Origin of the sequence: Streptomyces sp. NPDC005820, assembly GCF_040630255.1 — a bacterium.
Classification (GTDB): Bacteria; Actinomycetota; Actinomycetes; order Streptomycetales; family Streptomycetaceae; genus Streptomyces.
Window position 1 is genome coordinate 228,301 of sequence record NZ_JBEXXE010000007.1, and the last position, 13,181, is coordinate 241,481.

Below are 13,181 nucleotides of genomic sequence, written 5' to 3' on the forward strand. Positions count from 1 at the left end.
ACTCTGGACTTGATAGTTCACCACGATGAACATACGAGCCCTTGGACCGCCCGTGACCACCACCTCGGAAACCTCCGCCGCCTCCCTCGCCGCCACCCCCGTCCCGGCCGGCGGCCCCCGTCGCCCCGGCTCCCTCGGCCCCGTCGGCCTCGTCCTCGCCGGCGGTATCTCGGTGCAGTTCGGCGCCGCGCTGGCGGTGACGCTGATGCCGAGGGCGGGCGCGCTCGGTGTGGTGGCCCTGCGGCTGACGGCCGCCGCGGTGGTCCTGCTCGTCGTCTGCCGACCCCGGCTGCGCGGCCACTCCCGCGCCGACTGGGGCACGGTCGTCGCCTTCGGCGTCACCATGGCCGCGATGAACGGCCTCTTCTACCAGGCCGTCGACCGCATCCCGCTGGGCACGGCGGTGACCCTGGAGGTGCTCGGCCCCCTCGCCCTCTCCGTCCTCGCCTCCCGCCGCGCCCTCAACCTGGTCTGGGCCGGGCTCGCCCTCGCCGGGGTCTTCCTGCTCGGCGGCGGAGGCTTCGCCGGCCTCGACCTGTGGGGCGTCGCGTTCGCCCTGGGGGCGGGCGCGATGTGGGCGGCGTACATCGTGTTCAGCGCCCGCACGGGCCGCCGCTTCCCGCAGGCCGACGGCCTGGCGCTGGCGATGGCGGTGGGCGCGCTGCTCTTCCTCCCGCTGGGCGTCGCGGAGTCCGGTGCGAAACTCACCGACCCGGTGACGCTCGGCCTGGGCGCGGCGGTCGCCCTCCTCTCCTCCGTGCTGCCGTACACCCTGGAACTGCTGGCCCTGCGCCGGCTGCCCGCGTCCACCTTCGCCATTCTGATGAGCCTGGAACCGGCCATCGCCGCCACAGCCGGCCTCCTCGTCCTCGGCCAGTCGCTGACCCTGCCCGAGACGGCCGCGATCGCCCTGGTGGTCGCGGCGAGCATGGGCGCGGTGCGCACCCAGACGGGCCGCGGGAAGACGGCCGTACCGGAGAGCTGACAGGCTCCGGCACCGGCCCCGGCATTCAGGCCAGGAATTAATGCAAGCATGCTTGCTTGTTTCTGGGGGCCCTGCCATGCTCCACCCCATGGCCGACCCGACGCCCGTGATCGACGACCTGTGTGCCGAAAGCGACGAACTCGATCTGCTCGTCGCCGAGTTGGAGCCGGAGCAGTGGACGCTCCCGACCCCCGCCCCCGGCTGGACCGTCGCCCACCAGATCGCCCACCTCGCCTGGACCGACCACTCCTCGCTGCTCGCCGTGACCGACCAGCGGGCCTTCGCCCGTGAGGTCGAGGCCGCGCTGACCGAGCCCGGGGACTTCGTGGACAACGGCGCCGAGGAAGGCGCCCGCAAGCCGCCCGCGCGGCTCCTTCAGGACTGGCGGACCGGCCGCGCGGCCCTCGCCGACGCCCTGCGCACCGCCCCCGAGGGCGCCCGTTTCCCCTGGTACGGGCCGCCCATGTCGACCGCCTCCATGGCCACCGCCCGCCTGATGGAGACCTGGGCCCACGGCCTGGACGTCGCCGACGCGCTCGGAGTCACCCGCATCCCCACCGACCGGCTGCGGCACATCGTCCGCCTCGGCGTCCGCACCCGCGACTACGCCTTCGGCGTGCAGGGACTGACCCCGCCGTTCGAGGACTTCCGCGTCGAACTCACCGCCCCCTCCGGCGAGACATGGGCGTACGGCCCGGACGACGCCACCGACCGTGTCACCGGCCCCGCCCTGGACTTCTGCCTCCTCGTCACCCAGCGGGCCCACCGCGCCGACCTCGCCCTGCGCGCCGAGGGCGAGGACGCGGACCGGTGGCTGGACATCGCCCAGGCCTTCGCGGGCCCGCCCGGCAAGGGGCGCGCGCCGCGAGGGGAGTCCGCGTGACGCCGTCGCCCCCGGCACCCCTGCGCATCGGCAACTTCTCCGGCTTCTACGGCGACCGCGCCGACGCCCTGCGCGAGATGCTCACCGGCGGCGAACTCGACGTCCTCACCGGCGACTACCTCGCCGAACTGACCATGCTCATCCTGGGCCGCGACCGGCTCAAGGACCCCTCCGCCGGATACGCCCGCACCTTCCTGCGCCAACTGGAGGAGTGCCTCGGGCTCGCCCGGGAGCGGGGCGTGCGGATCGTCACCAACGCCGGCGGCCTCAACCCGGCCGGCCTCGCCGACGCCGTACGCACCCTCGCCGACCGGCTCGGCGTCCCCGTCCGCGTCGCGCACGTCGAGGGCGACGACCTCGGCGCCCGGTTCCCCGCCGCCCTCACCGCCCACGCCTACCTCGGCGGCTTCGGCATCGCGGCCTGTCTGCGCGAGGGCGCGGACATCGTCGTCACCGGGCGCGTGACGGACGCGGCCCTGGTCACCGGGCCCGCCGCCGCCCACTTCGGCTGGGGGCCGCACGACCACGACCGCCTCGCTGGCGCGGTCGTCGCCGGGCACGTCCTGGAGTGCGGGACCCAGGCCACCGGCGGCAACTACGCCTTCTTCCGGGAGGCGGACGTACGCCGGCCCGGCTTCCCGCTCGCCGAGCTGCACGCCGACGGCAGCAGCGTCATCACCAAGCACCCCGGCACCGGCGGACTCGTCGACGTCGGCACGGTCACCGCACAGCTGCTGTACGAGACGACGGGCGCCCGGTACGCCGGACCGGACGTCACCGCCCGCCTCGACACCGTACGGCTCACCCAGGACGGCCCCGACCGCGTCCGGATCGACGGCGTGCGCGGCGAGGCCCCGCCACCCACCCTCAAGGTCGGCCGGACCCGGCTCGGCGGCTTCCGCAACGAGGTCGTCTTCGTGCTCACCGGCCTCGACATCGAGGCCAAGGCGGACCTGGTGCGCGAACAGCTGGCCCCCTCGCTGGCGAAGGCCGCCGAGGCGCGCTGGGAGCTGGTCCGCACCGACCGCCCCGACGCCGCCACCGAGGAGACCGCGAGCGCCCTGCTGCGGCTCGTCGTCCGCGACCCCGAACAGGCCGTCGTGGGCCGGGCCCTGAGCGGCGCCGCCGTGGAACTGGCCCTCGGCAGCTACCCCGGCTTCCACGTCCTCGCCCCACCCGGCAGGGGCGCCCCCTACGGGGTGTTCGAGGCCGCCTACGTCCCCCGGGACGAGGTCACGCACACCGCCGTCCTCGACGACGGACGCCGGATCCCCGTCCCCCCGGCCGCCGACACCCTCGTACCGGAGGAGGTGCCGGAGCCCGGTCCGCCCGAGCCGCCGCCCCCCGGCCCCGTCCGCAGGGCCCCCCTCGGTCTCCTCGCCGGGGCCCGCAGCGGGGACAAGGGCGGGGACGCCAACGTCGGGGTGTGGGTCCGCACCGACGAGGCCTGGCGCTGGCTCGCCCACACGCTGACCGTCGACCGGTTCCGCGCACTCCTGCCGGAGACGGCGGAGCTGAAGGTCACCCGGCACGTCCTCCCGCACCTGCGCGCCCTGAACTTCGTCGTCGAGGGCGTCCTCGGCGCCGGAGTCGCCGCACAGCACCGCTTCGATCCGCAGGCCAAGGCGCTCGGCGAATGGCTGCGCTCCCGTCAGCTGGACCTCCCGGAGGCACTCCTGTGACCGTCCTGCCGTCGGCGCTGGACACGACCGGCCCCGACCATCGCGCCCACCGCGAGGCCATGCTCGCCAAGCTGGCCGACCTGGCCGCCGAGCACGCCAAGGCCCTCGCGGGCGGCGGCCCCAAGTACGTCGAACGGCACCGCGCCCGCGGCAAACTCCTCGCCCGCGAACGCATCGAGCTGCTCCTCGACCCCGACACCGCGTTCCTGGAGCTGTCCCCGCTCGCCGCCTGGGGCAGCGACTACACGGTCGGCGCCTCCCTCGTCACCGGGATCGGGGTCGTCGAGGGCGTCGAGTGCCTGATCACCGCCAACGACCCCACCGTGCGCGGCGGCGCCAGCAACCCCTGGTCGCTGAAGAAGGCCCTGCGCGCCAACGACATCGCCCTCGCCAACCGGCTGCCCTGCATCAGCCTGGTGGAGTCCGGCGGCGCCGATCTGCCGTCCCAGAAGGAGATCTTCATCCCCGGGGGCGCCATCTTCCGCGACCTGACCCGGCTCTCCGCCGCCGGCATCCCCACCGTCGCCGTCGTCTTCGGCAACTCCACGGCGGGCGGCGCCTACATCCCCGGCATGTCCGACCACGTGATCATGGTCAAGGAGCGGGCGAAGGTCTTCCTCGGCGGACCGCCGCTCGTGAAGATGGCCACCGGTGAGGAGAGCGACGACGAGTCGCTGGGCGGCGCCGAGATGCACGCGCGCGTGTCCGGTCTCGCCGACTACTTCGCCGTCGACGAACGGGACGCGCTGCGCCAGGCCCGCCGGGTCGTCGCCCGCCTCAACCACCGCAAGGCGTACGACGACCCGGACCCGGCCGAGCCCCCCAAGTACGACCCCGAGGACCTCCTCGGCATCGTCCCCGGCGACCTCAAGATCCCCTTCGACCCGCGCGAGGTGATCGCCCGGATCGTCGACGGCTCCGACTTCGACGAGTTCAAGCCCCTGTACGGGACGAGCCTCGTGACCGGCTGGGCCGCGCTGCACGGCTACCCGGTCGGCATCCTGGCCAACGCCCAGGGCGTCCTGTTCAGCGCCGAGTCCCAGAAGGCCGCCCAGTTCATCCAGCTCGCCAACCAGCGGAACATCCCGCTCCTCTTCCTGCACAACACCACCGGCTACATGGTCGGCAAGGAGTACGAGCAGGGCGGCATCATCAAGCACGGCGCGATGATGATCAACGCGGTCGGCAACAGCCGCGTCCCGCACCTGTCCGTCCTCATGGGCGCCTCCTACGGCGCCGGCCACTACGGCATGTGCGGCCGCGCCTACGACCCCCGTTTCCTCTTCGCCTGGCCCAGCGCCAAGTCGGCCGTCATGGGCCCGCAGCAGCTCGCCGGCGTCCTGTCGATCGTCGCCCGCCAGTCGGCCGTCGCGAAGGGACAGCCGTACGACGAGGACGCCGACGCCGCCCTGCGCGCCCTGGTGGAACAGCAGATCGAGTCCGAGTCGCTGCCGATGTTCCTGTCCGGGCGGCTCTACGACGACGGCGTCATCGACCCGCGCGACACCCGCACGGTCCTGGGAATGTGCCTGTCCGCGATCCACACCGCGCCCTACGAGGGCGTGCGCGGTGGCTTCGGCGTCTTCCGGATGTGAGGCCCATGATTACTTCTGTCCTGGTCGCGAACCGCGGCGAGATCGCCTGCCGGATCTTCCGCACCTGCGGTGCGTCGGGAATCCGGACGGTCGCCGTGCACTCGGACGCCGACGCGAACGCCCTCCACGCGCGCGTGGCCGACACGGCCGTACGACTGCCGGGGGCGGCCCCCGCGGACACCTACCTGCGCGCCGACCTGATCGTGAAGGCGGCCGTCGCGGCCGGTGCGGACGCCGTGCACCCCGGCTACGGCTTCCTCTCCGAGAACGCGGACTTCGCCCGGGAAGTCCTGGACGCGGGACTCGTCTGGATCGGCCCGCCGCCGCAGGCCATCGAGGCGATGGCGTCCAAGACGCGCGCCAAGCGGCTGATGGGGCTGGCGCCGCTCACGGACGTCGGGGAATCCGACCTGCCGGTGCTGGTGAAGGCGGCGGCGGGCGGCGGAGGCCGCGGCATGCGGGTCGTACGCCGCCTGGCGGACCTGCCGGCCGCCCTGGAGGCCGCCCGCGCGGAGGCCGCGAGCGCCTTCGGCGACGGCGAGGTGTTCATCGAGCCGTACGTCGAGAACGGCCGCCATGTCGAGGTCCAGATCCTCGCCGACACCCACGACACGGTGTGGGCGCTCGGCACCCGCGACTGCTCCCTCCAGCGCCGCCACCAGAAGGTGATCGAGGAGGCGCCGGCGCCCGGACTCCCCGCGGCCCTGGACGAGGAACTGCGGGAGCTGGCCGTACGGGCCGCGCACGCCGTCTCCTACGTCGGCGCGGGCACGGTCGAGTTCCTGGTCGAGGGCGGCCGCGCGCACTTCCTCGAGATGAACACCCGCCTCCAGGTCGAACACCCCGTCACCGAAGCCGTCTTCGGCCTCGACCTCGTCGCCGAGCAGATCCGCGTCGCGGAAGGCGCCGCCCTCACCCCCGAACCGCCACGCGCGCGTGGCCACGCGGTCGAGGCCCGCCTCTACGCCGAGGACCCCGCGACCGGCTGGACCCCCCAGACCGGCACCCTGCACCGGCTGACCGTCCCGGACGCCGTCCGCCTGGACACCGGCTACGCCGACGGCGACGAGATCGGCGTCCACTACGACCCGATGCTCGCGAAGATCGTCGCCCACGCGCCCACGCGCGCGGAGGCCCTGCGGAAACTGTCGGGCGCCCTGGAACGCACCGTCCTCCACGGCCCGCCCACCAACCGCGACCTCCTGATCCGCTCCCTGCGGCACGAGGAGTTCACGTCGGCCCGGATGACGACGGGTTTCTACGACCGTCACCTCACCGACCTGACCTCTTCGACCGCCGACCCGCACGCCCCGCTCGCCGCCGCGCTCGCGGAGGCCTGCCGGGGGTCGCGCTTCGGCGGCTGGCGCAACCTGCCGTCCCAGCCGCAGACCAAGCGGTACGCGATGGGGGGCGAGGAGATCGAGGTCGCGTACACACACGGCCGGGCCGGCCTCACGGCCGAGGGCGTCCAGGTCGTCCACGCGGACCCGTCCCTGGTCGTCCTGGAGATAGACGGCGTACGCCACCGCTACGAGGTGGCCCGCCACGGCGACCGCGTCCATGTGAACGCCACCACCCTGACGGCCCTCCCACGCTTCCCGGCCCCGGAGACCCAGCACGCCCCCGGCTCGCTCCTGGCCCCGATGCCGGGCACGGTCGTCAAACTGGCGCCAGCTCTGATCACCGGATCGAGTGTCGAAGCGGGCGAACCGCTGGTGTGGGTCGAAGCGATGAAGATGCAACACGTCATTTCGGCCCCGGCGGCAGGAACGGTGACGGAGGTCCAGGTGACGGAAGGACAGCAGGTGCAGGTCGGTGCGCTCTTGGCGGTCGTCGAGAGCAACTGACCTCAGGGGCGCGGGGAACTGCGCGACCAACCACATACGACCCGCACCCGAAGGAGCCACAGTGACGACCCTGATCGAATCCGACGAGCACAAGGCACTCCGCAAGGCGGTCGCCTCCTTCGCCAAGGCCCACACCGACACCGGCGACCTCTGGCAGGCGGCGGCGAAACTCGGCTACATCGGTGTCAACCTCCCCGAGACCTACGGAGGAGGCGGCGGCGGCATCACCGAACTCTCCCTCGTCCTCGAAGAGATGGGCGCCGCGGGCAACCCCCTCCTCATGATGATCGTCTCCCCGGCGATCTGCGGCACGGTCATCGCCCGCTTCGGCACGGAAGCCCAGAAACAGCAGTGGCTCCCCGCCCTCGCGGACGGCACCCGCCTCATGGCCTTCGGCATCACCGAACCCGACGCCGGCTCCAACAGCCACCGCATCACCACCACCGCCCGCCGCGACGGCGCCGACTGGCTGCTCACCGGCCGCAAGGTCTTCGTCTCCGGCGTCGACATCGCCGACGCCACCCTGATCGTCGGCCGCACGGAAGACGCCCGCACCGGCAACCTCAAACCCTGCCTGTTCATCGTCCCGCGCGACGCCCCCGGCTTCACCCGCCGCAGGATCGACATGGAACTGCACAGCGTGGAGAAGCAGTTCGAACTGGTCCTGGACGACGTCCGGCTGCCCGCCGAAGCCCTCGTCGGCGACGAGGACGCCGGCCTCCTCCAGCTCTTCGCCGGCCTCAACCCGGAGCGGATCATGACGGCCGCCTTCGCGATCGGCATGGGCCGCCACGCCCTCGCCAAGGCCGTCGAGTACGCCCGTGACCGCACGGTCTGGAAGACCCCCATCGGCGCCCACCAGGCCATCGCCCACCCCCTCGCCCAGGCTCACATCGAGCTCGAACTGGCCCGCCTGATGATGCAGAAGGCCGCCCACCTCTACGACGCGGGCGACGACGTCGGCGCGGGCGAGGCCGCCAACATGGCCAAGTACGCGGCCGGGGAGGCCTGTGTGCGGGCCGTGGACCAGGCGGTGCAGACCCTCGGCGGCAACGGCCTCACCGCCGAGTTCGGCCTCGCCCGACTGATCACGGCCTCGCGCGTGGCCCGTATCGCCCCGGTGAGCCGGGAGATGATTCTCAACTACGTCTCCCACCAGACCCTGGGCCTGCCCAAGTCGTACTGACCGTCTGGCTGAACCGTCTTGGAGGAACCGTGTTCCGCAGCGCGTACGCAGACGTCCCGCCCGTAGAACTCCCCATCCACGACGCCGTCCTGGGCCGCGCCGCCGCCTTCGGCGAGCTGCCCGCGCTGATCGACGGCACGGACGGCACCACCCTCACCTACGAGCAGGTGGACCGGTTCCACCGGCGTGTCGCCGCCGCCCTCGCCGAGGCCGGGGTCCGCAAGGGCGACGTACTGGCCCTGCACAGCCCCAACACCGTCGCCTTCCCCCTCGCCTTCTACGCCGCCACGCGCGCGGGCGCCTCCGTCACCACCGTGCATCCGCTCGCCACCGCCGAGGAGTTCGCCAAACAGCTCGACGACTCCCGGGCCCGCTGGATCGTCACCGTCTCACCGTTCCTGCAGACCGCCCGCCGCGCCGCCGAACTCGCCGGCGGCGTCCAGGAGATCTTCGTCTGCGACAGCGCGCCCGGTCACCGGTCCCTGATCGACATGCTCGCCTCCGCCGCCCCCGAGCCGCGGATCGACATCGACCCGGTGGAGGACGTGGCCGCCCTGCCGTACTCCTCCGGCACCACCGGCACGCCCAAGGGCGTCATGCTCACCCACCGGCAGATCGCCACCAACCTCGCCCAGCTCGAACCGTCGATGCCGGCCGGCCCCGGCGACCGCATCCTCGCCGTCCTCCCCTTCTTCCACATCTACGGCCTCACCGCCCTGATGAACGCGCCCCTCAGGCAGGGCGCCACGGTCGTCGTCCTGCCCCGCTTCGACCTCGACACCTTCCTCGCCGCCATCCAGAACCACCGCATCACCGGCCTGTACGTCGCCCCGCCGATCGTCCTCGCCCTCGCCAAACACCCGGCGGTCGCCCAGTACGACCTGTCGTCCCTGCGGTACGTCATCAGCGCCGCCGCACCCCTGGACGCCGGCCTCGCCGCCGCCTGCGCCGACCGCCTGAACCTGCCGCCCGTCGGCCAGGCGTACGGCATGACGGAACTGTCCCCCGGCACCCATGTCGTCCCCCTCGACGCCATGCGCGCCGCCCCCGCCGGAACCGTCGGCAGGCTCATCGCCGGCACCGAGATGCGGATCGTCTCCCTCGACGACCCCGCCAAGGACCTCGGCCCGGGCGAGGACGGCGAGATCCTCATCCGGGGACCCCAGGTCATGAAGGGCTACCTGGGCCGCCCCGACGCCACCGCCGCCATGATCGACCCCGACGGCTGGCTGCACACCGGCGACATCGGACGCGTCGACGACGACGGCTGGCTCTTCGTCGTCGACCGCGTCAAGGAGCTCATCAAGTACAAGGGCTTCCAGGTCGCCCCCGCCGAACTCGAGGCCCTCCTCCTCACCCACCCCGCCGTCGCCGACGCGGCCGTCATCGGCGTCTACAACGACGACGGCAACGAGGTCCCGCACGCCTTCGTCGTCCGCCAGCCCACCGCCCCCGACCTCTCCGAGGGAGAGATCGCGATGTACGTCGCCGAACGCGTCGCCCCCTACAAACGCGTCCGCCACGTCACCTTCCTCGACGCCGTACCGCGCGCGGTCTCCGGCAAGATCCTGCGCCGGCAGCTCAGGGAGACGACCCCATGACCCTGGTCGGCCGCACCCGCGAGCGGGGCGTCGAGACCCTCACCCTCGACGCACCCGACACCCGCAACGCCCTCTCCGCCGCCCTCGTCGGCGAACTCACCGCCGCGCTCACCGACTGCGCCGAGGACCCCGGCGTCCGCGCCGTCGTCCTCACCCACACCGGAAACACCTTCAGCGCCGGAGCCGACCTGCGCGACCCGCCCGCCCCCGACACCTTCGTGGCCCTCCTCCGGCAGCTCGTCGCACTGCCCCGGCCCGTCGTCGCCCGCGTCACCGGCCATGTCCGGGCCGGCGGCCTCGGCCTGCTCGCCGCCTGTGACATCACCGCCGCCGCCACCCCGGCCACCTTCGCGTTCACCGAGGTCCGCATCGGCGTCGCCCCCGCCGTCATCTCCCTCCCCCTGCTGCCCCGCACCGACCCCCGCGCCCTCACCCGCTACTACCTCACCGGTGAACGCTTCGACGCCCCCGAGGCCGCCCGCATCGGCCTGCTCACCACCACCGGCGACGACGTCGACGCCGTCCTCGCCCCCGTCCTCGACGGACTGCGCAGATCCGCCCCCCAGGCCCTCGCCGAGACGAAACAGCTGCTCACGGCTAGGGTGCTGGAGACATTCGACCGGGACGCGGCCCAGCTCACCGCACTCTCGGCCCGGCTGTTCTCCTCCGCGCCCGCCCGCGAGGGCATGACGGCCTTCCTCGAACGACGGGATCCCGCATGGGTGCTGTGACCGCGGCCGACCGGCCCTCCGGTGACCGGCCCTCCGGCGACCGTGTCCCCAAACAGGACCGCAGCCGGGCCACCCGGCAGCGCCTCCTGGAGGCCGCCGTCGCCTGCCTCGCCGAACACGGCTGGGCCGGCTCCACGGTCTCCGTCGTCGCCGAACGCGCGGGCGTCTCCCGCGGCGCCGCCCAGCACCACTTCCCCACCCGCGAAGACCTCTTCACCGCGGCCGTCGAGTACGTCGCCGAGGAACGCTGCCTGGCCCTGCGCGATCTGTTCCCCGAAGGCGGCGCCGACCGCCGCGAGGTACTGACCGCCCTCGTCGACGTCTACACCGGCCCCCTCTTCCGCGCCGCCCTCCACCTCTGGGTCGCCGCCTCCAACGAGGAACAGCTCGGCCCCCGCGTCACCGAACTGGAGGCCCGCGTCGGCCGCGAGACCCACCGCGTCGCCCTCGAACTCCTCGGCGCCGACGAATCCGTCCCCGGCGTCCGCGAAACCGTCCAGGGCCTCCTCGACATGGCCCGCGGCCTCGGCCTCGCCAACCTCCTCACCGACGACACCGGCCGCCGCGCACGCGTCGTGGCACAGTGGGCGGGACTCCTGGACGGGCTGCTGGACACGAGGGAGCGCTGACGGGGGACCACTTCCAGGTGATCGTGGACCTGGACGTCTGGGGCAGGCTCTGAACCCGCCGCGAAGGTCGGCGCCCCTCAGGGACTGAGCCGCTCCACCGACCAGGCGCCGTCCGCCCGGGCCGCGTACCGCAGCCGGTCGTGCAGCCGGTTCTCCCGCCCCTGCCAGAACTCCACCGACTCCGGCACCACCCGGAACCCACCCCAGTGCGGCGGCACCGGCACCTGCTCACCCTCCGGATACCGCGCCCTCAGCTCGGCATAGGAGGCATCGAGCTCGGCACGCCCGGCGATCACCGACGACTGGCCGCTCGCCCACGCCCCCAGCTGCGACCCGTGCGGCCGGGTCCGGAAGTACGCCGCGGTCTCGTCCCGCCCCGTCCGCCGGGCCACCCCCCGCACGATGACCTGCCGGGCCATCGGATGCCACGGAAAGAGCAACGACACATACGGGTTCTCGGCGAGATCACGGGCCTTGCGGGACTCGTAGTTCGTGTAGAAGACGAACCCCCGCTCGTCGAACTGCTTCAGCAGCACCGTCCGCGAACTGGGCCGCCCCTCCGCGTCCGCGGTGGACACGACCATCGCGTTCGGCTCGAAGAGATGCGCCTCGACAGCCGCGTCCTTGAACCAGCGCGCGAACTGCTCCACGGGCGTGGCGGCCAGATCCGCCTCGTCGAGCCCCTCCGCCCGGTACTGCTTGCGCATACCGGCGGGATCGGGCACGGGCCCGGAGTAGACGGAGTCGTGAGCGGTCACGTGGCCATCCTGCCGTATGGGACACCTCCGGGGACCGCGTGGCACTGAGTGCCGCACCTCTCCCCAAGGGTGACACTCGGGGATATGGTGCAGATGCCACGACGAGTGCCCCACCGGCGCTGTGGACCCGCCGGCGCCACAACCCGCCGCACACCCTCACGAGGAGCCGCCTGATGTCCGACTTCGTACCCGGACTCGAAGGAGTCGTCGCGTTCGAGACGGAGATCGCCGAACCGGACAAGGAAGGCGGCGCCCTGCGATACCGGGGCGTCGACATCGAGGACCTGGTCGGCCACGTCTCGTTCGGCAATGTCTGGGGCCTCCTCGTCGACGGCGCCTTCAACCCCGGCCTGCCGCCCGCCGAGCCCTTCCCCATCCCCGTCCACTCCGGCGACATCCGCGTCGACGTCCAGTCCGCCCTCGCCATGCTCGCCCCGGTCTGGGGCCTCAAGCCGCTGTTGGACATCGATGCCGGACAGGCCCGCGAGGACCTCGCCCGCGCCGCCGTCATGGCCCTGTCCTACGTCGCCCAGTCCGCCCGCGGCCAGGGCCGCCCCATGGTCCCGCAGAGCGAGATCGACAAGGCCCACTCCGTCGTCGAACGCTTCATGATCCGCTGGCGCGGCGAGCCCGACCCCAAGCACGTCAAGGCCGTCGACGCCTACTGGACCTCCGCCGCCGAACACGGCATGAACGCCTCCACCTTCACCGCCCGCGTCATCGCCTCCACCGGCGCCGACGTGGCCGCCGCCCTCTCCGGCGCCGTGGGAGCCATGTCCGGGCCCCTCCACGGCGGCGCGCCCTCCCGCGTCCTGCACATGATCGAGGAGATCGAGCGCACCGGCGACGCCGAGGCCTACGTCAAGCGCGCCCTCGACCAGGGTGAACGCCTCATGGGCTTCGGCCACCGCGTCTACCGCGCCGAGGACCCCCGCGCCCGCGTCCTGCGCCGCACGGCCCGCGAACTCGGCGCCCCCCGCTTCGAGATCGCCGAAGCCCTCGAGAAGGCCGCCCTCGCCGAACTCCACGCCCGCCGCCCCGACCGCGTGCTGGCGACGAACGTCGAGTTCTGGGCGGCGATCGTCCTCGACTTCGCCGAGGTCCCGGCGCACATGTTCACCTCGATGTTCACGTGCGCCCGCACCGCCGGCTGGTCGGCCCACATCCTCGAGCAGAAGCGCACCGGCCGCCTGGTCCGCCCCTCCGCCCGCTACATCGGCCCGGGCACCCGTGGCCCCCGGGAGATCGAGGGCTACGAGGACATCGCGCACTGAGCCGTACGCG

At 73.0% G+C, this 13,181-nt stretch carries 11 protein-coding genes; 10 read left to right on the top strand and 1 reads right to left on the bottom strand.

The features are described from left to right. Positions 1-52: 52 nt before the first annotated feature. The 9 genes from ABZ464_RS11315 to ABZ464_RS11355 all read left to right on the top strand — a co-directional run bounded on the left by ABZ464_RS11315 (position 53) and on the right by ABZ464_RS11355 (position 11,139). Positions 53-985 carry an EamA family transporter gene (locus ABZ464_RS11315; protein WP_359274251.1) on the top strand — a complete coding sequence of 311 codons (933 nt, stop codon included), beginning with the start codon at positions 53-55 and terminating at the stop codon, positions 983-985. Between the two features lie 88 nt (positions 986-1,073). Beyond that, on the top strand, positions 1,074-1,868 hold the full coding sequence (locus ABZ464_RS11320) for a TIGR03084 family metal-binding protein (RefSeq protein WP_359274253.1): 795 nt from the start codon (positions 1,074-1,076) through the stop codon (positions 1,866-1,868). After that, positions 1,865-3,550 (top strand): acyclic terpene utilization AtuA family protein, encoded by a 1,686-nt coding sequence (locus ABZ464_RS11325; protein ID WP_359274256.1) that lies wholly within the window; start codon positions 1,865-1,867, stop codon positions 3,548-3,550. The genes ABZ464_RS11320 and ABZ464_RS11325 overlap by 4 nt, the downstream gene beginning before the upstream one ends. After that, on the top strand, positions 3,547-5,145 hold the full coding sequence (locus tag ABZ464_RS11330; protein ID WP_359274259.1) for a carboxyl transferase domain-containing protein: 1,599 nt from the start codon (positions 3,547-3,549) through the stop codon (positions 5,143-5,145). Before ABZ464_RS11325 ends, ABZ464_RS11330 begins: the two co-directional genes overlap by 4 nt. A gap of 5 nt (positions 5,146-5,150) precedes the next feature. Then, the gene (locus ABZ464_RS11335) at positions 5,151-6,992 is read left to right on the top strand and encodes a biotin carboxylase N-terminal domain-containing protein (RefSeq protein WP_359274262.1); all 1,842 of its coding nucleotides are present in this window, start codon (positions 5,151-5,153) and stop codon (positions 6,990-6,992) included. Between the two features lie 61 nt (positions 6,993-7,053). Beyond that, positions 7,054-8,178, top strand: coding sequence for an acyl-CoA dehydrogenase family protein (locus ABZ464_RS11340; protein WP_359274264.1), 1,125 nt, complete (start codon positions 7,054-7,056; stop codon positions 8,176-8,178). 29 nt (positions 8,179-8,207) lie between these two features. Continuing rightward, complete coding sequence (locus ABZ464_RS11345; RefSeq protein ID WP_359274267.1) at positions 8,208-9,779, top strand: 4-coumarate--CoA ligase family protein; 1,572 nt, start codon at positions 8,208-8,210, stop codon at positions 9,777-9,779. Beyond that, the gene (locus ABZ464_RS11350; RefSeq protein WP_359274271.1) at positions 9,776-10,510 is read left to right on the top strand and encodes an enoyl-CoA hydratase family protein; all 735 of its coding nucleotides are present in this window, start codon (positions 9,776-9,778) and stop codon (positions 10,508-10,510) included. The genes ABZ464_RS11345 and ABZ464_RS11350 overlap by 4 nt, the downstream gene beginning before the upstream one ends. Next, complete coding sequence (locus tag ABZ464_RS11355; protein ID WP_359274274.1) at positions 10,498-11,139, top strand: TetR/AcrR family transcriptional regulator; 642 nt, start codon at positions 10,498-10,500, stop codon at positions 11,137-11,139. The genes ABZ464_RS11350 and ABZ464_RS11355 overlap by 13 nt, the downstream gene beginning before the upstream one ends. Positions 11,140-11,216: 77 nt before the next feature. Here ABZ464_RS11355 and pdxH read toward each other — a convergent pair whose 3' ends face one another. Then, entirely contained in the window at positions 11,217-11,846 is a 630-nt protein-coding gene (gene pdxH / locus ABZ464_RS11360; protein WP_359274388.1) for a pyridoxamine 5'-phosphate oxidase, read from the bottom strand. Positions 11,847-12,070: 224 nt separating this feature from the next. Between pdxH and ABZ464_RS11365 the strand changes: the two genes are divergently transcribed. Continuing rightward, on the top strand, positions 12,071-13,171 hold the full coding sequence (locus ABZ464_RS11365; protein WP_359274278.1) for a citrate synthase 2: 1,101 nt from the start codon (positions 12,071-12,073) through the stop codon (positions 13,169-13,171). Positions 13,172-13,181 lie beyond the last annotated feature (10 nt).